The sequence below is a fragment of the Aquimarina macrocephali genome (assembly GCF_051627225.1).
GTDB classification, from domain to species: Bacteria; Bacteroidota; Bacteroidia; order Flavobacteriales; family Flavobacteriaceae; genus Aquimarina; species Aquimarina macrocephali.
In genome coordinates this window covers 2,801,035-2,826,978 of sequence record NZ_CP151795.1, presented here as the reverse complement: position 1 = coordinate 2,826,978, position 25,944 = coordinate 2,801,035, and the positions used below count along the sequence as shown (strand labels likewise).

The following is a 25,944-nucleotide window of genomic DNA, read 5'->3' as shown; positions in this document are numbered from 1 at the left end:
TTAAAATGTTATCATAACTTTAGCTTCTACAATATTTTCATAAGCTATATTAGCTTCTTTAGTAACAGTCACTTTACCTTTACCTACAGGCTTTGGCTCTCGTGTTTTCCACGTTAAGACAATTGCATCTTCGGTCACTGAGATCAACTCTCCTTCGATTGTTTCTTCGGTTGTTTTTATCTTAAGTTTTCTGCCCACATTCTTTTTATACTGTCGAATATGTTTCAGACCTTCAGAAACACCTGAAGACATTACCTGAAGAGAGAAGTCTTCTTCTTCTCTATCTAAATTGTGTTCAATTGCCCTGCTTACCGCAATGCAATCTTCTACTTTCACACCATCATCTCCATCAATAATAATTTCAATACTATTATCGGGATGAATTTTACTTTCAATTAGAAATAGGGACGGATTTTCTCGAAGTGCCCCCTCTAATAAATTCTGAACTTTGTCTTTTAATGACATAAATAGATAAAAAGAGGGGACTTTTCGTCCCCTCATCCTGGTTTTTTAATTTCAACGGTGCAAAGATAGTAATAATATCTTATATACAAAATATCGCTAAGAATGAATTTATTCGTAAATTTAAGATATACTATATAAGTAGCTTCTTACTTTAAGCATATAACTACCAATACGTTCTAAATCCAGAGTGATAAACAAATAACATATTTCAAAAAAGCAGCATTATGATCAAAAGCATACTAGTCCCTACAGATTTTTCTAAACAAGCCGAAAATGCATTAAAAGTGGCGGCTCAAATAGCAAAAAAAAATAACGCTAAAATCTATCTGCTACATATTTTAGAGCTCCCCATGCATCTTACAGATCTAATGTCTTCTGGAGCACCAGGGCCTGCGCCCGAAGCCATTTTTTTCATGAAGCAGACCCATAAAAAGTTTGAAGAAGTATTAAACCAGGATTATTTAAAAGATATTGATGTCATTGAGACTGTAAATTTCGAAGATGTACTACATGGGATTATCAATTCGAGTACCAAAAATAATATAGATATTATTATCATGGGATCTCATGGTTCTTCTGGTTTTGAAGAATTATTTATAGGCTCTAATGCAGAAAAAGTGGTTAGAACATCAAAAAAACCGGTATTAGTAATTAAAGAAGATTGTGATATTTTTGGAATTAATGATTTTGTATATGCTACAAATTTTGATGATGAAGATAAACCATGCCTTTTAGCAGCGCACGATTTTTCTAAATCAATTCAAGCAAAGCTTCATTTAGTATGGGTAAACACAGCTAATGGATTTAAAACTACTTATGAAACCGAAGAGAAAATGAATAATATGGTCTCTAACCTGGCAATAGAGGGTTATAGTCTAAACATCTATAATGACAATACGGTAGAAAAAGGAATACTTAATTTTGCCGATTCTATCAATGCAGGTATGATTGGAATTAGCACTCATGGCAGAAAAGGAATATCACATTTTATTAACGGAAGCTTAGGTGAAGATGTTGTAAATCACGCAAAAAGACCAGTGTTGACTTTTAAAATTTAATGTCTTCACAACATAAAATAAAAAAGGAGCAAATAAATTTGCTCCTTTTTTGTTGGCCTACTAGGGCTCGAACCTAGACTCTTCTGGACCAAAACCAGACGTGTTGCCAGTTACACCATAGGCCAATATGTGTTTGCGGGTGCAAATTTAAAATTTTCTTTTGGCTCTGCAAACATTTTTTAAAATTTATTCTACTAAATCACTAATCTATCCATAAAACAGTTGTTATAAGTGTAAAATATAAACTTCTGTTAAGCGTTTCCTAAAAAAACTAAGGTTAAAGTATTTTTATTACTAAATTCGCCACACGTTATATAACTGAACAAATCTTATGAGTACATTCAACTTCACCAAGTGGAATAAAATATTAGGGTGGATCGTTTTTGTCATCGCTTTATGCGTTTATACAATGACGGTAGAACCTACTGCTAGTTTTTGGGATGCAGGAGAATACATTGCTACTTCCTCAAAATTACAAGTTGGTCATCCACCAGGAGCACCATTATTTCAAATGATTGGAGCATTCGCCTCTGCTTTTGCATCAGACCCTACACAAGTTGCATTAATGGTAAATATGACTTCTGCTTTTGCAAGTGCTCTTACTATTCTCTTTATGTTTTGGTCTATAACCATTCTTGTTAAAAAAGTGATTGTAAAAGATGAAGAATTAACAGATGGAAAAGCAATGGCTATTCTAGGAAGTGGTTTGGTTGGAGCCCTTGCATTTGCATTTACTGATAGTTTTTGGTTTAATGCTGTAGAAGCCGAAGTATATGCAATGGCAACCTGTATTTTATCTGTTCTTTTCTATCTCGGATTATTATGGGAACGAGATATGCACACCACTAGAGGTAATAAATGGCTAATCTTAATTTCTTTTATTGTTGGACTATCTTTCGGTGTTCATTTTATGGGGTTGCTCTCTATCCCAGCAATAGGATTATTATATTATTTCAAAAACTATAAAGAAATTACAATAAAAAATTTCATTATTGCCAATATCGTAGTTGTAGCAATACTACTGTTTATTTTTAAACTCCTATTACCTTCAACACTTAAATTCTTTGGTGCAGCTGAAGTATTTTTTGTTAATTCTATTGGTATGCCTTTTAATTCGGGGACTATTATTGCTGGATTAATAATCGCTGCAGCTTTCTATTTTGGAATAAAATACACTCGTAAAAAGAATTATGTACAATTAAACACATTATTACTATGTGTTATGTTTATTCTATTAGGATTTTCTAGCTGGGTTATGTTGCCTATAAGAGCAAACGCCGGAACTGTAATTAATGAAAACAATCCTAATAACGCAAGAGAACTTCTGGCGTATTATAACTTAGAACAATATCCAGAAACTCATCTTTTTTACGGACCTCAATTTACAGAAATCTATGCAGGCTTGGATGAGAACAACCCTTATGAAGATGGCAAACCGAAATATGAAAAAGATCTTAAAACCGGGAAATACATTATAGTTAACGATTGGAAAAATGCAAAACAGAATCTTGATGATGCTCATAAAGCTATTTTACCAAGAATGTGGAGTACAGAACATATCGCTAATTATATGGAATTTACCGGGCCAATTAAATTTACAATTAAACCCGAGTATCAAGGTGAAGAAGAATTACTTAATGCCGTTACTCAATTTAAAAGGGAATACGCCACCGGAAAATTAGATAATGATGATTATAATAAATTTCTACAATCGTTTGGCAACTATATCGATGTAGAGAAACCTTCTTTTTGGGATAATGTGGTATACCTATTTGATTACCAAATGGGATATATGTACTGGCGTTATTTTATGTGGAATTTTGTTGGACGACAAGATGACAATCAAGGTAAACTTACAGATCTAGAAGGCAACTGGCTTAGCGGTATCCAATTTATCGATGAAGCTCGCTTAGGGTCTCAAGACAACTTGCCTAGTGACGTTCTTAAAAACAAAGCTCGTAACACCTACTATTTCTTACCACTATTACTAGGACTAATTGGGTTTGTATTTATGTTACAAAGAGATAAGAAAAAATTCTGGGCTTTGCTCATTTTTTTCTTGTTTACAGGTTTAGCACTAAAAATTTATCTTAACGAAAGACCTTTTGAACCAAGAGAGCGTGATTATGCACTGGTAGGATCATTTTATGTATTTGCCATTTGGATAGGATTTGGTGTATATGCTTTGTTTGATTTACTTAAAAAATATCTACAACCCAAAATACTTGCTCCTATAGTTACCGTAGTTTGCTTATTGGCCGTACCTATACTATTAGCAGCACAAAACTGGGATGATCACGATCGTTCAAATCGATATACTGCACAATCCATGGCAAAAATGTACTTACAATCTTGCCAGAAAGATGCTATATTATTTACGATAGGAGATAATGATACATTTGCACTATGGTATGCACAAGAAATTGAAGGCTATCGTACAGATGTTAGAACAGTAAACACAAGCCTTTTTGCAACAGATTGGTATATAGATCAAATGAAAAAGGCTGCATATGAAGGAAAACCTATTCCTTCGCAATTAACTCATGAATTCTATCGATTCGGAAATAATGATGCTATTTATCACAAACCCGTAACTTCTGATACCATGCTTATCAAAAATTGGATGAGATGGATAGAAACGGATGACCCAAGAACTAAAGGGGATTTACAAAGTGGTAAAAAAGTAAATACATTTCCCACAAAGCATATACGAATTCCTGTAGACAAAGAAGCTGTGCTTAGAAATGGCATTGTAGCTCAAAAAGATGCGGATCTTATTGTGCCCTATATTGATATTCATCTTAATGGAGATTTATTATTTAAAAATCGTCTTTTAATGTTGGATATTATTGCCAACAATAACTGGGAAAGACCCATCTATTTTACTGGGGGAAGTTATGGTGATGATGATTTCTTATGGATGAAAGATTACCTGCAATTAGATGGAGTAACCTTCAAATTAGTTCCGATTCGAACTAAGGTAAACCCACGAAATCCTTTTGAAATGGGTAGAATAGATACAGACCTCATGTATAAAAATGTAACCAGCTGGGACTGGGGTAATAGTAATGATCCAAATATATATCATGATCCAGAAACCAGAAAAAATGCAATTACATATCGTAGTAATTTAGCAAGACTTGTAGAGGTTTTAATCCAAGAGGATAAAAAAGATAAAGCCAAAGAAATTCTAGATCTAGCAATGGACAAGATGCCGATTGAATATTACGAATATTACACTCTGGTAGAACCATACATCTCTGGTTATTATGAAGTAGGAGAAAAGCAAAAAGCGCGAGATCTTTGGACAAAACTAGCTAAAAAATACCAAGAGCAACTTACTTATTTTGGCAGCCTAGAGCTTAAAGACCAATACCGCCATGCAGAAGAGATTGTTACCAATGTAGAACGCTATCGTAGTGTAGTTGATCTATTGCTAATCAATCAGGATCGGGAAATGATAGAAGAAAAAGCAGATGAGTTTAACAGATATCTAAGATTGTTTACCAGACTCTACTCTGAAGATGAAGAATACAACGATGAAGAAGCCATAAGAAAACAAGAAGAAGATCTAATTAAAGAGTTTCAAAATCAGGAAAAACCTTTAGATTCTTTAGACAGCATACCAAACTAATTATTAAAAGTGAGTCTTTTTGAGGCTCACTTTTTTAGTATACTCATGGTGCAAATAATCCCAAATAAAACTCCTAAAGTTATCAAACAGCTTTTCTCAAATTATACTTGGGATCTTTATGCAAATAATGAAAAGAAGCTATATTTAACTTTTGATGATGGTCCTATACCAGGTGTTACAGAATTTGTTTTGACACAATTAAATCAATATAATGCCAAAGCAACTTTTTTTTGTATTGGTGATAATATTAGAAAACATCCCGAGGTTTTTCGACAGATTCTATCAGAAGGTCATACTATAGGCAATCACACTATGAATCACTTAAAGGCCTGGAAAACCAGCCTGGATATGTATATTGATAACACTATAGATTGCCAAAATCTAATCCAGAAATATTCCCCCAACAAAGACATACAACAGATATTTAGACCTCCATATGGGCAAATAAGCCATGCTAAATTTAAAGCACTAGAAGAGTTAGGATATAAAATTATACTTTGGGATGTATTATCAAAAGATTGGGAACAAACAATATCTCCAGAAGAATGTTTACAAAATGTGCTTCAAAATGCACAACAGGGAAGCATTATTGTTTTTCATGACAGTATAAAAGCTTCAAAAAACCTTACTGTAGCACTACCAGAAGTTTTAGACTATTTTACCAAAAGAGGATATGTTTTTGATACCATTAGGTTCTAAACATATTCTTTCATGAGACCTATTAGTGTATTAGCATCTTGCTCACCACTTTGTCTCCAAACCATCTCACCTTCTTTATAAATCATTAATGTAGGAAGCCCTTTAATACGCAAAGCTGTAGCCAACTCTTCATTCTTATCTACATCGATCTTTATAACTTTCCCTTTATCTCCAAGTGCTGCTGCTACATCCCTCAATACAGGATGCATTGCCAGAGAGGGCTCATTCCATTCGGTAAAAAAGTCTAATAAAACAGGAACTTCAATACCTATTATATCTCCAAACTTTGACATGTTCAAAAACTTTTATGTTTGGGCCTTTTATAATCGGCCATTAAACAGTTGTAAATATAACACTTTCTGTGAATTAAGCATCTTTAGATCCTTTTCTCAATTCAATAACTGTAATTTCAGGCCATATACCAACCCGTCCCGGGAAAGCATGAAACCCAAAACCTCGATTTACATTCAGGTATCTCCCCATTTCGTCATACATACCTGCCCATTGCTTATATACATACTGCACTGGACTCCATCGTACAAATCCGGGAATTTCAATCCCAAATTGAAATCCGTGTGTATGTCCACTTAGCGTAAGGTGGTAATGATCCGAATGCTTCTTTACTTCATATTCCCAATGTGAAGGGTCATGACTTAACAAAACTTTAAAATCTTCTTTGGTCACCTTTTCAGATGCTTTTGTTAAATCACCAGCTTTCTTAAAATTATGCCCCCAATTCTCCACTCCTATTACAGCAATACGTTCACCATCTTTTTCTACAAAAGTGCTATCATTAAGTAACAGATTAAAATCGATTTTAGTATGAACTTCCTTTATTGCTTCAAAATTTGCATCTTTTTCCTCCTGACTGTCCCAGGTAACATATTCTCCATAATCGTGATTTCCTAAAACAGAATATTTACCATACTTAGGTGTCTTAATACGCTTAAATGTATCTATCCAGTCATCCATTTCTTCTGCGACAGTATTTACAATATCCCCGGTAAACAATAATAAATCTGTTTCTTGTTCATTAATTAAATCCACTGCATATTCAATTTTAGTAGCATCATCAAAACTTCCAGAATGTATATCTGAAATTTGTGTAATCCTAAACCCATCAAATGCAGCAGGAAGATCTTCAAAATGCAATACATGACGTATTACTTTAAAATTATATTTCCCCCTAAAAATACCATGTAACAATCCGCCAAGAGGTATTGCAGCAACACCCAATGCCAATTGACTTATAAATTTTCTTCGGTCTGGAAAATATTGAGTGGCTGTGCCTTCAAAAAAAGTATTTGTAAGATAATTGTATCCCGCCACACAAACTCTAATGATATCTTCACCAAATAAAAACAAAACCATAATTAATTTAGGCACTAATGTGAGTAACAAAAGAGCACTAGCTCGTAATGTGTACTTAGTTGGACCAACACTACGGTCATAATTAGCAAAAACATAAATCACATAACTTAAAATAAGTAATGACAATGCCAAATATCCTATTTGCACCCATTGATTTTTGGTTATAGTTCGAATGGCTTGATATGCATAAGTTTCAATAAGTATGTATAGAATTATAGGAATTAACCAACGCATAATTTGTTTTACAGTTTTATTATTGAACAAAGCTATTCCTCCTTTTTAATTTGCAGCTATTTTTTAAGTAAAAATTAACGATAAATAAATTTTGTGACCAAAAAGCGTTAAAATCATGTCTTTATCCGGCATAAATCTTAACAATTTCTTTTAGAACTAAGATTTTTATTTGTAACTTCGTTTCATATTCCTTTTTAGGGCTTAATTACAATTTAAAAAAATCATATACTATATATAAAATTTACTATCGTATTTATAGCAGTTGATACATTGTTATCAATTTTATTTTGGGGCGAAATGCCGTCAGTTTTTGACGGCATTTCTTTTTATATTTATTATAGTTTTTGACACTAATTTGATTAATCTTCTTTTTATATTGCATTTCTAAAAATTTAACTTACATCATGTCACAAAAACGTCTTTTTCTTCTGGATGCTTTCGCTCTTATTTTTCGAGGGTACTATGCACTTATTAAAAACCCAAGAATTAACTCAAAGGGGCAGGATACATCTGCAGTTTTAGGTTTTGTAAATTCTTTATTTGATGTTATAAAAAGAGAAAAGCCTGATCATTTGGCTGTTGCATTTGACAAACAAGGAAGTAAAGATCGATTAGAAATTTTTCCTGAGTATAAAGCCAATCGTGATGAAACTCCTGAAGCCATTAAAATAGCTGTACCCATAATTCAGGAAATATTAAAAGCTATGCACATTCCAATTATAGAAAGGGCTGGTGTCGAAGCTGATGATTTAATTGGTACTATCGCCAAACAAGCTGAAAAAGAAGGATATCAAACCTATATGGTTACTCCTGATAAGGATTATGCACAATTAGTTTCTGAGAATATTTTTATGTATCGCCCTGCCAGAATGGGAAATGGAATCGAAATCTGGGGGATACCAGAGGTACAAAAGAGGTTTGAAATAGAACGACCAGAGCAAGTTATTGATTACCTCGGTATGATGGGGGATGCTGTTGATAATATCCCCGGACTACCAGGTGTTGGTGACAAGACTGCTAAAAAATTTCTTGCAGAATACGGTTCTATGGAAGGCTTATTAGCTAATACTGATAAGCTAAAAGGCAAAATGAAAGAAAAAGTAGAAGCAAATGCAGAATTAGGGCTTCTTTCTAAAAAACTTGCAACCATTATTTTAGATTGTGATGTAACCTTTAATGCCGATGATTATGAACTTACAAAACCTGATGCACAAAAAGTACATACGATTTTTGAAGAGTTAGAGTTTAGAAGACTTGCGGATCAATTTGTTAAGATTTTTTCGGGAGAAGCAACAACTACATCTGCCCAAACTGCAAGCAGTTCTGCTACAAAAAAGAAAACAACACAAGCTGGAGCAGGTCAATTTTCATTATTTGGCGAAGCCGAGGAATCTGGTGAAGCCGTTTCTTTCTCCAGTAGAAAAACAATTGCTAATACCGAGCATTTTTATCAAAGTATTGCTCCGGGAATGGCAATGAAATTATTCCTTCAAAATTTATTAAAACAAGAGAATGTTTGTTTTGATACTGAAACCACAGGTCTTAATCCATTAACCGCAGAATTGGTAGGGGTTGCTTTTTCCTGGGAAGCAGGAAAAGGTTTTTATATTCCTTTTCCCGAAGATCGTAACGAGGCACAAGAGCTGATCGAACAACTACGACCTTTTTTTGAAGCCGAACATATTACAAAAATTGGCCAGAATCTAAAATATGATATCAAGGTTCTAGCAAAATATAACATCGAAGTCAAAGGAACACTATTTGATACGATGCTGGCACATTATCTTATTAATCCTGATATGAGGCATAATATGGATGTGCTTGCCGAAACTTATCTTAATTACACCCCGGTTTCTATTACCGAATTAATCGGTAAAAAAGGTAAAAACCAGTTATCCTTCAGACAAGTACCAATTGACAAACAAACCGAATACGCCGTAGAAGATGCAGATATTACTTTTCAGCTAAAAGAACATTTTGCACCAGAACTTACCGAAGCTAAAACGGTTTCTTTGTTTAAGGATATTGAAATTCCGTTACTAAGAGTTCTAGCAGATATGGAAGTCGAAGGGATTAATCTGGATAAAGATTTTTTACAATCTCTTTCTGAAGAACTAGATAGCGATGTTAAAACTTTAGAGCAAAAGATTTATACAGCAGCTGGAGAAGAGTTTAATATTGCTTCACCAAAACAACTGGGTGTTATATTATTTGAAAAAATGAAATTGGTAGATAAACCCAAAAAGACAAAGACAGGGCAATATTCTACTGCAGAGGATGTATTATCTTACTTAGCAAAGGATCATGAGATTATTCAAGATATATTAGATTTTCGTGGTTTGTCTAAATTAAAAAGCACCTATGTTGATGCATTACCAGCACAGGTTGATGAAAATACCGGGCGTGTTCATACAGATTATATGCAGACAGTGGCTGCTACTGGACGTCTAAGTTCTAATAATCCTAATTTACAGAACATCCCTATTCGTACAGAAAGAGGAAGACAAGTAAGAAAAGCATTTGTTCCCAGAAATGAAGAACACACACTACTAGCGGCAGATTATTCTCAGATAGAATTAAGGATCATTGCTGCTTTAAGTAAAGAAGAGACCATGATTGAGGCTTTTAAAAATGGAGAAGATATCCACGCTTCGACAGCTGCAAAAGTGTTCAATGTTCCTATAGAAGATGTTAGCAGAGAGCAACGTGGTAATGCCAAAACGGTAAACTTTGGTATTATTTATGGTGTTTCGGCTTTTGGATTAAGTAATCAAACCAGTCTTTCGAGAAGTGAAGCCAAAGAATTAATCGATACGTATTACAAAACCTATCCAAAGCTACGTAACTATATGAGTGAGCAAGTAGATTTTGCTAGAGAAAATGGTTATGTACAAACAGTTTTAGGAAGACGCCGATATCTAAAAGACATTAACTCTGCTAATGCAATTGTTCGTGGTGCAGCAGAACGAAATGCAGTAAATGCTCCTATTCAAGGAAGTGCAGCTGATATTATCAAGATCGCAATGATCAATATTCATAAAAAACTGAAAGAAGGAAACTACAAGACCAAAATGTTACTTCAGGTTCATGATGAATTGGTATTTGATGTTTTTAAACCTGAATTAGAAACTATCAAAACCTTAATCAAAACCGAAATGGAAAATGCCTATACTTTAGAGGTGCCATTAGATGTGGATCTTGGATTAGGTAACAACTGGCTAGAAGCTCATTAAAAACAGTGTAGAAAATTCAAAATAAAACAAAGAATCCCTACAGGTATTGGCAACCTGTAGGGATTCTTTGTTTTACTTATTTTATTTTTCAAAAATCAATATTAGAGTAGCATCAACAAAAACCAAAGTATTACTATCATCTCTAGTCAATAAATCAATATCCATCTTTTTAGAAGTCATTTGATTATTTACCAATGTTAGCACTAAGGTTTTATCTACTTCGTCAAATGTATATGATAATGTTACAGTTTCATTTTCAAGCACAAAAGTTCCGGTTATACCTTCTGAAAAGCATTCTATATTTTGTGTTTCCATCCCATTGGTATCTGATTTCAACTCAAGAAAAGTAAGCTTTCCTTTAAATGTATTATCATCATTTAAAGTAAGAAAAGAGCTATCATGGCAATCGGTCTCTGATGTTTGATTCTCTGATGCTGTTCCGTCATTATTGATATCCGAAGCGGGATTAGTAGTATATGTAACTAATTTGTAAGTGCCAAATATCGGAAGCTTTACATCCCCAGAATCATCATTAGAAGAGCAGGATGCGAATAAAAGTCCAAATACAGCTAAAAAAAATAAAATTTTTAAGTTCATTTCAGCAAATATTAAAAGTTAAGCCGGTCAAAACTAAAGATCATTTCACCTATTGATTTTGACCTATTTCTTTATAAAAATCATAATAATTTAAAAAAGTAGGGATCACCGGTCCATTAAATGGATTGGGACCATTAAATAACACACAAACACCAATGTTATTATCTGGATCAATTAACAATTGTGTTTTATATTGATTTACATTGCCACCATGATACATTATTCTTCTGCCTCTATAATCCAAAACTCGCCAACCTTTTGCATAGTATGAATCTGTTACTCCATCCCACAGATTAACATAGGTATCTTCATCACTAGTACAAATAATAGGATTAAAAATATCACTCAAACTTTCTTTTGATATAACATCTGGACGATATCCCAACAATACCTTTAAATACTCTCCCATATCAGAGATTGACGCATTAATCCCTCCTGCAGCAGCTACATTATAATAATTTTTATGAATCTCTGTAACCCTGTATTTATTTGAATAATGATTATATTTATGTGGTAAAGCTACATTATCATTCTTTTTTATTGCCGAATATGTACTTGATGCAGTACGCATCCCTGCCGGGTCAAATATTCTCTCCTTAAGAAGAGTTTCAAACGATTTTTCGGTTTGGTTTTCCATTATTTTTTCAATAACCGAAAATATTGCATTTTGATATTCATAATCAACGCCTTCTTTAGATACAACTCCTTTTCTTTTAAAATTTTTGATAATTTGTTCTAAAGACCATCCTTTTTGTATAAGCTTGGTATATGTATAAGGGTAAAGTCCTGTTGTATGTGATAATAAATGATTTACTTTAAGTCGATCTGCCTGTTCACTATTTCTTAAACTAAATGTTTTTACTGATTCTCTAACTTTTTGATCCCATTGTAATTCATCACGATCTACTAAATTTCCTGCCAAAACTGCTGTCACGCCCTTGGATAAGCTTGCGATTCTAAAGACTGTATTTACATCTACAGAATCTTGTGTATGAATTTCTTTTACCCCAAAGCCCTTTTTATAAATAACAGCATCACCCTTAACCACCACAACTGCTGCTCCAGGACATTCTGAAACATTAAAATTAGTAGCAAAAAACTTTTCATAGTGCTCTAAAAAGAAAGATATAGAGTCCTTTTTTGACACTTCTGGTTTCTCATCAAATACAACAACTCTTTCTTTAGGTTTTGAGGTAGTACAAGCCACTAAAAAAACCAGAGTTAATACAACATAAAAATACTTCATATTACGACATTCTATATTGTCGCAAAATACGTTTAATATTATTTATTGTATAAAAACTTTTTCAGAAACTTTACAATACAAAGCGATATGTTGCTTTGATTAAAAATGTGTTCTCTGGCTGCTGATTCAGAATCTGATTATCTAAACTTTTAAATAGGTCATCAGAAGCATTTCCATCTCCGGTAACACCTTGTGACCAAACTAAAAATATTTCAGAACCAGGAATATATTCCCAACGCAACACTAGATTAGAACGAAACTGAACAAATGCAAAATCAGGATTATCAATAGTATAATCTACATTACCATCTCTATCTTCATCTACAGAATACTCATCATCTGCAAACGAAATCTGATCCTGATCATACCATGTTACACGTTGGTTAAGATCTTTTGCAATTGGATTATTAACACTATTGAAATCTGTATACCTTCCTCGAGATATAAACGGTTGCCCATAATATTGAATCGTAAGGTTCGGATTAATACTATAATTTAATCGTATACTCGCACTTAGAGTTTGTTGATCAATGTTAGCGGTTATATATCTCGGCGTATCATTAAAATCGACATCGGTAACATATTGTGTTTTACTACGGCGTCGTACAAATTCTGGATTTATAGACATACTAAACGAATTAAATGGCTGATACCTAAGTCTTAACACGTATCTTTTGAAAGAAAAATTATTCTGCTTCGTCCATGAATTTACATGACCGACGGTAAAATTAAATTTCTTTCTTTGATCTGACCCAAAAAACAACACTCCTATATTTTCTTCAGAGAATCTCCAACGAGGACCACCACGCAGAACTGTATTGGTAAAAATTCGAGGTTTATGAATCATTTCTACCTCGGTCCACCAATTATTTTTATAATCAATATTTCCTCCTAAAACGTATTCAATACGATTATAGTTACCTTCGAAATCAAATGCTGATGATTGGTTAAATCTAAGATTAGCTCTTCTATAAAATTTGGTAGGTTTCAAAAAGAGATAACGAAGGTTTGCAAATTGTCTAATATCATCTGCTTGTCGTAAAAAACCGATATCATTTAATTCTAATTCTGGAGAACGCCAATAAATTCCTCCCCCATATCTCCAATTTCCGCCTCCGGATTTCCCTCCTCTAAGTTTACCACCAGTTCCGGTAAGTGAAGTACGATTAGGGTCTAAGTTTACATGATCTGCATCAATACGTTGAAAAAGATGTGTGAGTGAATTCTGAGTATTTTCGATAGCTTCTTCAGAACCTTCTACATGACTAGCTACGATATTACCTTCTACAAAATACTTTCTATCTTTCCAGTTATGTCTAAAATCTAATCCTGCTGTGTATGCAGATTTCCGAAGAAGATTAAGATTATTTTCTCTTGTTCCTGCTACTTCTGATGTTTCATCTGTATTTGGATCATCCTCATCTATATCAAAAGTGTCTCCAAGATTTCGATTCGTAGCTGTTATAATTCCGCCAATAAATGAGTTACGCTGATTAAAGTCCTTTTGTACCCTACCTACCATATAATTAGTTAATGGCTCTACAATAGCTTCTCTTTTATTTCCATTCTCATCTTCAATTTTGGCAATTTCTCTAGAAGTTACACTCTCCAAAATACCGATAGACCATCCATCTTTGGTTTTTCCGCTAAACTTTGCAGCTCCAAGAATTGTAGTATTAGTGGGCTTATCTATAAACTCATTATCAATTCCTGAAATTGACCCTTGCGGGCTTCTTCCAATTCTACGAGAATAAAATAAATTATCCTGGTTATTGGCAAAACGGTAATCAAAAATATTTTTATTTTCTACAAAAAAAGGTCGTTGTTCTCTAAAGAAAATCTGAAATCCATCTAATGCTATAGCTGCAGGATCAGCTTCGACCTGGCCAAAATCAGGATTTACAGTTAGATCCAAAGTTAGATCATTTGTGATTCCGATTTTTGCATCTAACCCTCCATTCAATTTAAAATCTTCACCATCTCTAAACGGGTTTCCTTTTTCCTCGGGATACGTATCAAATTGTGTTACTGCAAATGGCTGGATTTCTAATTGTTTTTGTGCTTCGATATTAATCAAACCATGTAATTCTCCAAATTCACTTACAAATCCAGAGGCATCTCTAGGGATACGTTGCCATACAGATCGTTCATCTTTTCGAAAAAGTAGTCTGTTTACTTGCAATCCCCATACCTGTTCTTTGCTTTTACCAAATTTCACCTGGCTTAAAGGAATTTTTATTTCTGCTGTCCACCCTTCATCATCTATATTACTTGCAGCATACCATATTGGATTCCAGCTACTATCCCAGTTATCACCATTTCGCGAAACAAACTCATCCCCTTTCACTCCAGCAGCAGTTATAGTAAAAGAAAAAGCAGTTCTTTTATCGTGATACGTATCCAGGATAAGTGTAATACGATCTCCTGCAAAACCATCTCTTCTTGATAGTCGTTTTTCTATTTTATCTGGTTCGGTATCATAACATCGATATGCTACGTATAGATATTTCTGATCATATACAATTTTGAATTTAGTTTCTTGACTTGGAGGTGTATTTTCATCAGGTTGATTTTCAATAAAATCACTAGTCCATTCTACTACATCCCAACCAGGTTCATCAATCAGACCATTAATTGTTGGTGTTTCGCCATTATTAAGTGGTTTTGTAGTATAAATTCGTTTTTTAACAGTACTAGTAGAATCTTGCCCAATGGCAATAATAGGAAACAAAAAGAGTACCAATAAATAGGCATAACATTTCATGATGATTAGAAGTTTGATGATTGATATAACTAAGATGACAGAAATTATTTTAGTTTGTCACACTTTATGCTGTTTTTTAGTAAAAAATTAACAAGAGAAGGTGATTACAGAGCACAAAACAAACAAGACAACTCCTTATTACATTAATATAGCTGAAAACCAATGAATCATACTTTAAAAATAATATCTACTACCTGTTTGCTATATAAATATATAATTGTACATTTGCACCCCTATTTTATATAGGAAAAGGAATGTTTAATTAAGTAAAAATAATTAGTGTGGACACATTAAGTTACAAAACAGTATCTGCCAACAAAGCTACCGTTACAAAAGAATGGTTGCATGTAGATGCTGAAGGACAGACTTTAGGGCGTCTTTCTTCTGTAGTTGCATTACTACTAAGAGGAAAACACAAGCCTAACTTTACCCCACACGTTGATTGCGGTGATAATGTTATCATTACCAATGCCGAGAAAATCAACTTAACAGGAAAAAAGTGGACAGATAAATCGTATATCCGTCACACTGGATACCCTGGAGGGCAAAGAAGTCTTACTGCTCAGGAATTGTATGACAAAAATCCAGAGCGTTTAATTGAAAAAGCGGTAAAAGGAATGTTACCTAAGAACAAATTAGGTGCAGTTTTATTCCGTAATTTAAAGGTATATGCAGGAGCAGACCACAGTCAGGAAGCTCAGCAACCTAAAACTGTTAACTTAAACGAATTTAAGTAATGGAAGTTATTCACAAAATTGGTCGTAGAAAAACGGCTGTAGCCAGAGTATATCTTAAAGAAGGTTCTGGAAAGATCGTGGTAAACAAAAAAGATTTAAATGATTATTTCCCTACTGCTACATTGCAGTACAAAGTAAACCAACCATTGGTTTTAACAGGAAATGATGGAAAATTTGACATCTTAGTAAATGTTTACGGTGGCGGTATCACAGGACAAGCTGAAGCAATACGTTTAGCAATATCAAGAGCAATGTGTACTTTTGATACAGATGAAGCTGAAGAAACAGAAGACGGAAGAGCAACAGGAAACAGAGGTATTCTTAAGCCAGAAGGTTTATTGACCAGAGATCCAAGAATGGTAGAACGTAAGAAATTCGGTCAGAAGAAAGCTCGTAAGAAATTCCAGTTCTCTAAACGTTAATTTATTAAAACAGTATTTGTTGTTACCTCAATTCATGAGGGGTTAGTTTAGCATCTAAATGCACAAGGCCGTACAAAAAGTAGTCACTTGAGCATTGCTAATTCAACAGAACGTAAACTATTACAAAAATGGCAAACAATATCGAAGTAAAAGAATTACTTGATGCAGGTGTACACTTTGGTCACCTTACAAGAAGATGGGACCCAAATATGGCACCATATATTTATATGGAGCGTAATGGTATTCACATCATTAACTTATATAAAACTGCTGCAAAAATCGATGAAGCTGGTGAGGCTTTAAAAAAGATAGCAGCGTCCGGCAGAAAAATCCTTTTTGTTGCGACTAAAAAACAAGCTAAAGAAATCGTAGCCGAAAAAGCAAGTAAAGCTAATCAGCCATATATCACAGAAAGATGGCCTGGTGGTATGCTTACTAACTTCGTTACTATTCGTAAAGCAGTCAAAAAAATGGCTTCTATCGATAGAATGAAGAAAGACGGTACCTTTAACACACTATCTAAAAAAGAACGTTTACAAGTAGATCGTTTAAGAGCAAAATTAGAAAAGAACTTAGGTTCTATTTCTGATATGACTCGTCTACCTGGGGCATTATTTGTTGTAGATATTACTCGCGAACATATCGCAGTAAAAGAAGCTCAGAAATTAAACATTCCAATTTTCGCAATGGTTGATACCAACTCTGATCCACGTCAGGTACAGTATGTAATCCCTGCAAATGATGATGCTTCTAAATCTATAGACAAAGTTATGACTTATGTAAGTGATGCTGTTATAGAAGGCTTAAGCGAAAGAAAAGCAACAAAAGAAGCACCTAAAAAAGATGCTCCTAAAAAAGATGCAAAAGCTGAAGCTCCGGCAAAAGTCGAAACACCTGCAAAGGTTGAAGCTACAGTAGAAGCCCCAACAACTGAAGCTGCAAAGCAAGAAGAAGAATAAACAAATAGATATACAATCTATTAAAATTCGAAGTTAAACTTTTGTCTCTACGATAAAACTTAACTTTAATATAAAATTGATAAGTCGTTTGGTTCTTTACTTTTGCAGTACTAACTAAACGACTTGTTTTTTATACAAACAATACATTTTACACATTAAATATTTAAAGATATGGCAAATATTACAGCAGCCGAAGTAAGTAAATTGCGTAAAGCTACAGGTGCCGGAATGATGGACTGCAAAAAAGCCCTTGTTGAGGCCGAAGGAGATTTTGACAAAGCTATCAAGGTTCTTAGAGAAAAAGGACAAAAAATTGCTGATAAAAGAGCAGATAGAGAATCTGCCGAAGGTGCCGTTATTGCAAAAGTTAATGACGCAAAAAACAAAGGAGTAATCGTTTCTCTTAACTGCGAAACTGATTTCGTAGGAAAAAATGATTCTTTTGTTTCTTTAGCACGAGAATTAGCCGAACTAGCACTTAGTACTTCTTCTAAAGAAGAATTTTTAGCTGCAAATTTTAATGGTATGACTGTTCAGGAAAAACTTACTGAGCAAACTGGTGTTATTGGAGAAAAAATCGAAATAGGAGATTTTAAAGTATTAGAGGCTCCTTTTGTAGGATCTTATATCCACGGTAATAAAATTGGTGCTTTAACCGGTTTATCCACCGAAATAGATAGTGCAGAAACACTTGCAAAAGATATCTCTATGCAAGTAGCTTCTATGGGAGCAACTACATTATCTTACAAAGATTTTGATCCAGAATATGTTGCTTCAGAAACTCAAGCAAGAATTGCTGCAATCGAAAAAGAGAATATTGAACTTGGTCGATTAGGGAAAACGTTGAAAAATATCCCTCAATTTATTTCAAGATCTCAATTGACTGATGATGTAATTGCACAAGCAGAAGAAAAGTTGAAAGAAGAACTTAAAGCAGAAGGTAAACCTGAGCAAATCTGGGATAGAATTCTTCCTGGAAAATTAGAAAGATTTATTTCTGATAATACTACACTAGATCAAGAACAATGTCTTCTTGACCAAAATTTCATTAAAGATGAAAAGAAAAGTGTTGCTGATTATGTAAAAACACTTGGTGATGTATCTGTAGTAGCTTTCGAAAGAGTAGCTTTAGGTTAATCCAAAAATCACATAGTATTCAGACTTATCTGAAAAAATAAAAACCGCTTCTATTACAGAAGCGGTTTTTTATTCATCATTTTCAAAATATTTTCTTTCTGGTTCTTAACGTTTATAAGTTTTGAATTTCTTCAAAAACTTACCCCCAATACAGACTAACTCCCCAATCAGCCTATAATACACTAATACCTATATGGCATTAGTACACTAAAAAACGTTTTATCTCCTTTCTAAAAATATTTATCATCCCCCAACACCTTTTTTGTTTTCCTTGATGCAAACCTATAACATAATTCAACACCAATCAATACCTTGTACAGGGGAAAACCACCCTTTTTTAAATAGTTTTTAAACTCTAATGTTTAACAATTTAACTTAAAAATCCACCTTTATAATCCAAACTATTTTCTAAATTAAGAATATCGCTATATTTGCACCACAGTTAAATCTCATAATGGAATATAAAAGAATATTACTTAAATTATCTGGCGAAGCTTTAATGGGTGATCGTCAATATGGAATTGATCCTAAAAGATTGGCAGAATATGCCTATGAAATCAAACAAATCACAGAAAAAGGTGTACAAGTTGCTATTGTGATCGGAGGAGGTAATATTTTTAGAGGTGTCGCAGGTGCCAGTAAAGGAATGGATAGGGTTCAAGCGGACCACATGGGTATGCTTGCAACCGTTATTAATGGATTAGCCCTGCAGAGTGCTCTTGAAGATGCCGAAATACCTACTCGACTACAGTCTGCAGTAAAGATTAATGAAGTAGCAGAACCGTTTATACGCCGAAGAGCAATGCGTCATCTTGAAAAAGGAAGAGTTGTAATATTTGGTGGAGGAACAGGAAATCCTTATTTCACTACTGATTCTGCTGCAGTACTTAGAGCTATAGAAATTAATGCAGATGTTATTCTAAAGGGCACAAGAGTAGATGGAATATACACCTCTGATCCAGAAAAAAATGCTGATGCAACAAAATTTGATTTCATATCATTTGATGATGTTTTACGTAAAGGTCTGAAAGTTATGGATACAACAGCATTTACATTAAGTCAGGAAAATGAATTACCTATTATAGTCTTTGACATGAATAAAGCTGGAAATTTACTAAGAGTAGTTTCTGGCGAATCCATAGGTACTCAAGTAAACCTTTAATCATATTGGCTTATTTTTTGATTAGTCAGAAGAAAAGAACTAAAACATGAACGAAGAAATAGATTTTATTATAGATTCGACCAAAGAGTCAATGCAAGCAGCAATTACTCATTTAGAAAAAAAATTACTCAATATTAGAGCTGGTAAAGCATCTCCTGCCATGTTAGGTAGTGTTATGGTAGAATACTATGGCTCTCCTACCCCATTAAACCAAGTAGGAAATGTATCCACTCCTGATGCAAGAACTATTACAATTCAACCTTTTGATAAATCTGTAATCCCTGAGATTGAGAAAGGTATTCAGATAGCTAATTTAGGGTTTAATCCAATGAATAATGGCGAAAGCGTTATCATAAGCGTCCCTCCTCTTACAGAAGAACGTCGTAAAGATCTTGCAAAACAAGCAAAAGCTGAGGCAGAAGATTCTAAAGTTGGTATACGTAATGATCGTAAAAATGCCAATAATGAGATTAAAAAATTAGAAAAAGATGGATTGTCAGAAGACTTGGCAAAAAATACAGAAGTAGATATTCAAGCATTAACAGATACATATATTAAAAAGGTTGATGAGATGCTTAGTCATAAAGAAAAAGAAATTATGACAGTTTAACATTTCTAATGTATAGAAATTATAAATAAAGCGTTTTCTAATTAGAAACGCTTTTTTTGTATCTTCGTCATTTTTGAACCTATTTGGTATAATGCAGAACAAATTTTTTTGTTTATTATTTTTTGTACACTTTGTCTTAATTTCTCAAGTTAGTATTAACGGTATTGTCATTGATGAAAGTTCTAATCAACCCTTACCTTTTGCCACTATAAAAACCAGTAGTTCTTCATACGCTTTAACTTCTGTTAAGGGTGATTTTGTCATACGATGTAGTACTTACCCTGTTAGCCTTACTATAAGTTATCTAGGGTACCAAACAAAGACTGTTTTAATTACATCCAGTAATTCAGAAAAAATAGAAATACGACTTACTACTAAAGAAGAAAATCTTGAGACAGTAAAGCTCGATACTCCCGAGAACATTGCAACTCAACTTATTGTAGAGGCAATACGTAGGAAAAACAAAAATAACCCCAAGAAGTTATTACGTAGTTTTAGCTATAAAAGTTACAATAAATTAAAAATCACAGAAGATAATCAGGCTCAATTGAATACCCCAGACACTACTAGTGTCGATATGGAGCATCTATTTAACAAAGCTCATTCTTTCCTTTCAGAGAAGATAAGTTTACATCAATTTAGAAAAAATGCTGGCGAAAAAGAAACAGTTTTAGCGACTCGAATGAGTGGTTTTAAAGAACCTATCTATAATGTGTTAGGGATCAAAATACAATCCAACTCTCTTTACAATGAAGATTATACAATTTTCAACAACAAATACATAGGACCATTATCAAACAGAGCTCTTAGAAATTACTATTATAAAGTCCTGGATACTGTACAGGGCAAAAATCCAGCTTTTGTTATTCTTTTTCAACCTCGTAAGTCTAAAAATTATGCGAGTTTAGAAGGCGTACTATACATAGACACAAAAACATTTGCAATTCAAAAAGCTATTATAGAGCTGCGAGGTGAACTTAATGTGATGGCAACTCATAGTTTTAAATACTTCTCTGAACAAAAAAGCTGGTTTCCAACCAAACAAGACATCGCAATAAGACCAGGAAATGGAAGACAAAAAGTGAGTTTATTTGGAGGGCAAATCTCTGTAGGAAGATTAGGGAATGATAAAAAAAGTTTTTCTGGAAATAATGATTTTTTAGTTTCTACAACAGACTTATTTGATATCAAATTAGATACCACTCAAAACATTAAACAAAATCAAGCAGCGATAAGGATAGATCCCGAAGCCAATAACAGACCCGAGTCATATTGGAATCAATATCGCACCAGTGCAATTACAGAAAAAGACCTAAACTCGTTTCATGTTATAGATAGTATTGTAAAAGCACAAAACATTGAACGTAGAATTGATGTTATCCAAAGTTTTAATATTGGATATTACCCTGTAGGGTTTTTCAATTTTGATCTCACTTATCCTATAAAATATAATAATTATGAAGGATTACGATTAGGAGTTGGTGGCTTAACAAATACAAAATTCTCTAATCAATTTAGACTAGAAGGGTATTTTGTGTATGGTTTTAGAGATTCAAAATCTAAATATGGTATAGGGGGAGGTTTATTGGTCAATAAAAAATCAAACTCATGGTTTAATTTTAATTATACCGATGATATTAGAGAAGTAGGTAGTTTTCTCTATCTTACAGATAGAAGGGTATATTCTTTATTCGAGCCACGTTTAGTAAATATAGATTTCTATTACAAACACAGAACATGGAGTGCTAGTTTACAGCAACAGATATTTCCTAAACTGCTTTCAGAAACTCAATTTTCTATGAGCAATATAAATCAAACAGGAGGGTATCAATATCTAAATGACGGTAATCTATTTTCGGGATATAAAACAGCAGAAGCTACAATTGCATTGAGATGGAGTCCATTTAGTAAATTTCTAAAAACACCTAATAGGTATAAAGAAATTCATGATGGATATCCAAAAATCACAGCACAATATACGCAAGGTTTTAAGGGCGTATTTGATAGTAATTTCTCTTACAGTAAAATAGGACTAAAAGCAGAATATATTATTAGCCGTATTAATCAATCTAAAACGAGTATTTTATTTGAAGCAGATATTGCCACTGGAGATATCCCACTTACACATTTGTACCATGCTTATCCCAATGCGCCAACCAAAGAAACAGTACTTCAACGATTTTCTGTAGCTGGCAGAAGAACCTTTGAAACCATGTATTTTGGTGAGTTTTTTAATGATAGATTGACAACATTACAAATTAAACATAGAATTAAACCCGTAAAAGTGACGAATTGGTTTAAACCAGAACTCGTTTTTATAACTCGTTATGCAATCGGAGATGTAAGTAATCTTGAAAATCATCAAGGGGTAAATTTTTCATCTTTGCAACATGGCTATCAAGAATCCGGATTTGAAATCAACAAATTATTTGCTGGCTTTGGGCTTAGTTTTGCATATCGCTATGGAGCCTATCATCTTCCTCGTTTTGAGGATAATATTTCGGGCAAGTTTACTTTTTACCTAAAACTATAGTCATTATACAATAAATCATTTTCTTTTCAGAAATACATAAATAATAATTCCCCAATCCTTACATTTGCAGCAGGAAAATAAAGGATGGCAAAATTATTCAGTTTCGGGTTTTGGAATGCACTGGCTGGAATTATACTTCGTAATAGAGCGATAATATTTCTAGCAATAATAGGAATTACAATTTTTTTAGGTTTTCAGTGGAAAAACATGAAGTTTTCTCACTCAGAGGCGAATCTACTCCCCGATGATCATGAGGTAAATATATTATATCAAAAATTCCTTCAAAAATTTGGAGAAGAAGGCAATCTAATTGTAATGGCTGTCAAAGACAGTACACTTTTTACTTCTAAAAAACTGAAGGCTTGGAATGATTTTAATAATTCGTTCAAAAAATATGAAGAAATTGATCTGGTTGTTTCTATTGCCGATCTTAAAACTTTAAAAAAAGAAGATAACCCTGCACGATTTGAGTTAGTACCTTTTATTAAAGATTCTAGCTATACCGAAAAACAGGTATCTAAATACGAACACGAGTTATTTAATAAGTTACCATTTTATGAAGGTCTTGTATACAGCAAGAAATCAAAAACTATCCAAAGTGCACTATATCTAAAAAAGGATATTGTAAACACCAAAAAGCGAAAAAAGTTTATTGAAGAAGTGTTACTCCCTTCTGTTCTAGCTTTTGAGAAAGAGTATAACATGGATGTAAAAGTATCTGGTATGCCATATATCAGAACTTTGAATTCTCAAAACATAATGGATGAAATAGAAATCTTCATTCTTGCAGCTTTACTGGTTACTTCATTGATTTTCTTTTTCTTTTTTAGATCCTTAAGGGCCACTTTTATATCCATGACTGCTGTAATTATTGGAGTAATGTGGGCTTTTGGAATTTTAGGGCTTTTAGAATATGAAATAACTGTACTTACGGCCATTATTCCTCCATTAGTGATTGTAATTGGTATTCCTAATTGTATTTTCTTAATCAACAAATACCAACAAGAAATAAAAAAACATGGAAATAAAGCAAAATCCCTTCAACGGGTAATTACCAAAGTAGGTAATGCTACATTAATGACTAATGTAACTACCGCTTCGGGATTTGCAACCTTTGCCTTAACCGAAAGTAAATTACTTAAAGAGTTTGGTATTGTTGCCTCATTAAATATAATTGCTCTATTTATACTTTGTCTTCTGGTCATCACCATCATTTATAGCTATATGCCCCAACCAAAAGAAAGACACTTAAAACATCTGGGCAAAGGATGGATTGAGAAGTTAATGGATTGGATGGAAAAAATGGTAAAAACCAGAAGGGTAACAATTTATTTTTCTTCTGTCATTATTTTAATCGTTAGTATTATTGGTATTTACACCATAAAAGTTTCTGGAAGTCTATTAGAAGATATGCCAAAATCTGCTGGATTTTATAAGGATATTGAATTTTTTGAAGAAGAATTTGATGGTGTTATGCCTTTAGAGATATTAGTAGATACTAAGAGAAAACAAGGAGTATTAAAATTATCTACATTAAAACGGATGGAAAAACTTCAGGAACTTCTCGAAGAAACTCCTGAGTTATCAAAACCTATTTCTATTGTTAACCTTGTTAAATACTCTAAACAAGCTTTCTATAATGGAAATCCAAAATATTATCAAATACCGACAAGCCAGGAACGAAATTTTATTTTACCATACGCCAAAAGTTTTGAGTCTAAAGTTGGAATAATGAATAGCTATGTGGATTCTACCGGCCAATATGCAAGAATCACTACCTTCATGAAAGATGTAGGGACAGAAGAAATGGAGCGTATAGAAGCGACTCTAAAACCACAGTTAGAGAAAATTTTCCCTAAAGACAGATACGATGTTTCTTTTACCGGTAAGGCGCTTATTTTTCAGAAAGGAACCAAATACCTGGTATGGAACTTATCTTTTTCTCTGGGGCTTGCAGTAATCCTGATTGCCCTTTTTATGGCCTGGATGTTTCGATCCTGGAAAATGATTGTCATATCTCTGATTCCAAATTTATTACCATTACTTATGACTGCGGGTCTTATGGGATATCTTGGAGTACCAATAAAACCTTCTACAATATTAGTTTTTAGCATTGCATTTGGTATCTCTGTAGATGACACCATACATTTCCTTGCAAAATACCGACAAGAATTAAAATCAAATCATTGGAGAATTAGAAAATCTGTTCTTGCTTCATTGCGAGAAACAGGTGTGAGTATGTTTTATACCTCAACCGTTTTATTTTTTGGTTTTTCTGTATTCATGATATCTAGCTTTGGAGGAACCAAGGCACTTGGAGGTCTGGTATCAACAACCTTATTATTTGCCATGCTAGCAAATCTTTTATTACTTCCTTCTCTATTACTTTCGTTAGAACGAAGTATTGCAAATAAGAAAACTCTTAAAGAGCCTACCCTGAAAATCATTCCTAATGATGAAGAACTTGAAGAAACTCAAGACGAGGAAGAATAAAGGAAATAAAGCACAAAGAATACGTAATATCTTCATAAAAAAAGCCCCGCTAGAAACTAGCGGGACTTCTGTAAGATAGATTACCCCAAAACCTATCGAACTAAACTTAACGTAAACACAATCGTCATAATTGCATATGCAAGATACTGCCCCTTTTTATATTTTGAAATACCTAATAGGGGGGAAAAATCCCCTTTTTATACAAACAACATAAACTTTAACACTATTTAAACAAGTAAAATTTAACAAAACAGTATTTAAATTACTGATTTGCAGTATGTTAAATATTAATAAAAACTTCCTTCTTTTATGGTATTTTATCAAAAAAACTCTAAAAAACATCTGTTTTTCAATCGAAAACATACCTATTTACGGTTTTTACGTAGAATAATATTTCCGAAAAACGTCAGATTTTGGTATTTTGATTATACCAGGTTGCCGGTCCAAAAAAGAACATCAAAATATATTTTGATTACTATACCTTTTTTGGATTCATAAGATTATGCTTCAATCGGATTAAAAAATTATCTTTGCTACCTCAAAATTCAAACATCTTTGGTTTTACGCCTACCAATTCTATTAGTAGATAT

18 protein-coding genes and 1 tRNA gene are annotated in these 25,944 nt (G+C 33.3%); 12 read left to right on the top strand and 7 right to left on the bottom strand.

Annotation, left to right across the window (positions count from 1 at the left end; genetic code table 11):
• Positions 1-501 (bottom strand): ribosome assembly cofactor RimP, encoded by a 501-nt coding sequence (gene rimP / locus AAFU52_RS12215; RefSeq protein WP_241461428.1) that lies wholly within the window; start codon positions 499-501, stop codon positions 1-3.
• A 188-nt stretch (positions 502-689) separates the two neighbouring features.
• On the opposite strand from rimP, the gene AAFU52_RS12210 reads away from it, so the two are divergent.
• Positions 690-1,523 (top strand): universal stress protein, encoded by an 834-nt coding sequence (locus tag AAFU52_RS12210; protein WP_316929936.1) that lies wholly within the window; start codon positions 690-692, stop codon positions 1,521-1,523.
• A gap of 52 nt (positions 1,524-1,575) precedes the next feature.
• Here AAFU52_RS12210 and AAFU52_RS12205 read toward each other — a convergent pair.
• Positions 1,576-1,648: transfer RNA gene (locus AAFU52_RS12205), tRNA-Gln, on the bottom strand.
• A 206-nt stretch (positions 1,649-1,854) separates the two neighbouring features.
• Here AAFU52_RS12205 and AAFU52_RS12200 point away from each other — a divergent pair.
• Positions 1,855-5,157 carry a glycosyltransferase family 117 protein gene (locus tag AAFU52_RS12200; protein ID WP_438426556.1) on the top strand — a complete coding sequence of 1,101 codons (3,303 nt, stop codon included), beginning with the start codon at positions 1,855-1,857 and terminating at the stop codon, positions 5,155-5,157.
• Positions 5,158-5,202: 45 nt separating this feature from the next.
• On the top strand, positions 5,203-5,856 hold the full coding sequence (locus AAFU52_RS12195; RefSeq protein ID WP_035093139.1) for a polysaccharide deacetylase family protein: 654 nt from the start codon (positions 5,203-5,205) through the stop codon (positions 5,854-5,856).
• On the opposite strand, the gene AAFU52_RS12190 is transcribed toward AAFU52_RS12195, so the two are convergent.
• Positions 5,853-6,149 (bottom strand): thioredoxin family protein, encoded by a 297-nt coding sequence (locus tag AAFU52_RS12190; RefSeq protein WP_024772315.1) that lies wholly within the window; start codon positions 6,147-6,149, stop codon positions 5,853-5,855. The genes AAFU52_RS12195 and AAFU52_RS12190 overlap by 4 nt on opposite strands.
• Before the next feature lie 73 nt (positions 6,150-6,222).
• Positions 6,223-7,461 carry a metallophosphoesterase gene (locus AAFU52_RS12185; protein ID WP_035093137.1) on the bottom strand — a complete coding sequence of 413 codons (1,239 nt, stop codon included), beginning with the start codon at positions 7,459-7,461 and terminating at the stop codon, positions 6,223-6,225.
• Between the two features lie 404 nt (positions 7,462-7,865).
• On the opposite strand from AAFU52_RS12185, the gene polA reads away from it, so the two are divergent.
• Complete coding sequence (polA, locus tag AAFU52_RS12180; protein WP_035093134.1) at positions 7,866-10,694, top strand: DNA polymerase I; 2,829 nt, start codon at positions 7,866-7,868, stop codon at positions 10,692-10,694.
• A gap of 81 nt (positions 10,695-10,775) precedes the next feature.
• On the opposite strand, the gene AAFU52_RS12175 is transcribed toward polA, so the two are convergent.
• The 3 genes from AAFU52_RS12175 to AAFU52_RS12165 form a co-directional block, all read right to left on the bottom strand.
• On the bottom strand, positions 10,776-11,291 hold the full coding sequence (locus tag AAFU52_RS12175) for a hypothetical protein (RefSeq protein WP_438426555.1): 516 nt from the start codon (positions 11,289-11,291) through the stop codon (positions 10,776-10,778).
• Positions 11,292-11,340: 49 nt separating this feature from the next.
• Positions 11,341-12,537, bottom strand: a complete 1,197-nt coding sequence (locus tag AAFU52_RS12170) for a serine hydrolase domain-containing protein (protein ID WP_024772311.1) — start codon at positions 12,535-12,537, stop codon at positions 11,341-11,343.
• A gap of 70 nt (positions 12,538-12,607) precedes the next feature.
• Positions 12,608-15,301 carry a DUF5916 domain-containing protein gene (locus AAFU52_RS12165; RefSeq protein WP_438426554.1) on the bottom strand — a complete coding sequence of 898 codons (2,694 nt, stop codon included), beginning with the start codon at positions 15,299-15,301 and terminating at the stop codon, positions 12,608-12,610.
• A 281-nt stretch (positions 15,302-15,582) separates the two neighbouring features.
• Between AAFU52_RS12165 and rplM the strand changes: the two genes are divergently transcribed.
• From rplM to AAFU52_RS12125, 8 genes are all read left to right on the top strand, one after another.
• Positions 15,583-16,038: a 50S ribosomal protein L13 gene (gene rplM, locus AAFU52_RS12160; RefSeq protein WP_024772309.1), complete on the top strand. Its 456-nt coding sequence runs from the start codon at positions 15,583-15,585 to the stop codon at positions 16,036-16,038.
• Complete coding sequence (gene rpsI, locus AAFU52_RS12155) at positions 16,038-16,460, top strand: 30S ribosomal protein S9 (RefSeq protein WP_024772308.1); 423 nt, start codon at positions 16,038-16,040, stop codon at positions 16,458-16,460. The genes rplM and rpsI overlap by 1 nt, the downstream gene beginning before the upstream one ends.
• A gap of 128 nt (positions 16,461-16,588) precedes the next feature.
• On the top strand, positions 16,589-17,419 hold the full coding sequence (rpsB, locus tag AAFU52_RS12150) for a 30S ribosomal protein S2 (RefSeq protein WP_438426553.1): 831 nt from the start codon (positions 16,589-16,591) through the stop codon (positions 17,417-17,419).
• A gap of 171 nt (positions 17,420-17,590) precedes the next feature.
• Entirely contained in the window at positions 17,591-18,556 is a 966-nt protein-coding gene (gene tsf, locus AAFU52_RS12145; protein ID WP_024772306.1) for a translation elongation factor Ts, read from the top strand.
• Between the two features lie 454 nt (positions 18,557-19,010).
• Complete coding sequence (gene pyrH, locus AAFU52_RS12140; protein ID WP_024772305.1) at positions 19,011-19,718, top strand: UMP kinase; 708 nt, start codon at positions 19,011-19,013, stop codon at positions 19,716-19,718.
• A gap of 46 nt (positions 19,719-19,764) precedes the next feature.
• The gene (gene frr, locus AAFU52_RS12135) at positions 19,765-20,328 is read left to right on the top strand and encodes a ribosome recycling factor (RefSeq protein WP_024772304.1); all 564 of its coding nucleotides are present in this window, start codon (positions 19,765-19,767) and stop codon (positions 20,326-20,328) included.
• Between the two features lie 91 nt (positions 20,329-20,419).
• Entirely contained in the window at positions 20,420-22,861 is a 2,442-nt protein-coding gene (locus AAFU52_RS12130) for a DUF5686 family protein (protein WP_438426552.1), read from the top strand.
• Between the two features lie 84 nt (positions 22,862-22,945).
• Positions 22,946-25,354 (top strand): efflux RND transporter permease subunit, encoded by a 2,409-nt coding sequence (locus AAFU52_RS12125; protein WP_438426551.1) that lies wholly within the window; start codon positions 22,946-22,948, stop codon positions 25,352-25,354.
• The last annotated feature ends 590 nt before the right edge of the window (positions 25,355-25,944 follow it).

Coding starts and splice junctions, on each gene's coding strand:
- AAFU52_RS12195 (WP_035093139.1), top strand. CDS start 5,203: ATGGTGCAAATAATCCCAAATAAAACTCCTAAAGTTATCAAACAGCTT.
- rimP (WP_241461428.1), bottom strand. CDS start 501: ATGAGGGGACGAAAAGTCCCCTCTTTTTATCTATTTATGTCATTAAAA.
- AAFU52_RS12190 (WP_024772315.1), bottom strand. CDS start 6,149: ATGTCAAAGTTTGGAGATATAATAGGTATTGAAGTTCCTGTTTTATTA.
- frr (WP_024772304.1), top strand. CDS start 19,765: ATGAACGAAGAAATAGATTTTATTATAGATTCGACCAAAGAGTCAATG.
- rpsI (WP_024772308.1), top strand. CDS start 16,038: ATGGAAGTTATTCACAAAATTGGTCGTAGAAAAACGGCTGTAGCCAGA.
- AAFU52_RS12175 (WP_438426555.1), bottom strand. CDS start 11,291: ATGAACTTAAAAATTTTATTTTTTTTAGCTGTATTTGGACTTTTATTC.
- AAFU52_RS12165 (WP_438426554.1), bottom strand. CDS start 15,301: ATGAAATGTTATGCCTATTTATTGGTACTCTTTTTGTTTCCTATTATT.
- AAFU52_RS12130 (WP_438426552.1), top strand. CDS start 20,420: ATGCAGAACAAATTTTTTTGTTTATTATTTTTTGTACACTTTGTCTTA.
- AAFU52_RS12125 (WP_438426551.1), top strand. CDS start 22,946: ATGGCAAAATTATTCAGTTTCGGGTTTTGGAATGCACTGGCTGGAATT.
- rpsB (WP_438426553.1), top strand. CDS start 16,589: ATGGCAAACAATATCGAAGTAAAAGAATTACTTGATGCAGGTGTACAC.
- AAFU52_RS12210 (WP_316929936.1), top strand. CDS start 690: ATGATCAAAAGCATACTAGTCCCTACAGATTTTTCTAAACAAGCCGAA.
- AAFU52_RS12185 (WP_035093137.1), bottom strand. CDS start 7,461: ATGCGTTGGTTAATTCCTATAATTCTATACATACTTATTGAAACTTAT.
- polA (WP_035093134.1), top strand. CDS start 7,866: ATGTCACAAAAACGTCTTTTTCTTCTGGATGCTTTCGCTCTTATTTTT.
- AAFU52_RS12200 (WP_438426556.1), top strand. CDS start 1,855: ATGAGTACATTCAACTTCACCAAGTGGAATAAAATATTAGGGTGGATC.
- tsf (WP_024772306.1), top strand. CDS start 17,591: ATGGCAAATATTACAGCAGCCGAAGTAAGTAAATTGCGTAAAGCTACA.
- AAFU52_RS12170 (WP_024772311.1), bottom strand. CDS start 12,537: ATGAAGTATTTTTATGTTGTATTAACTCTGGTTTTTTTAGTGGCTTGT.
- pyrH (WP_024772305.1), top strand. CDS start 19,011: ATGGAATATAAAAGAATATTACTTAAATTATCTGGCGAAGCTTTAATG.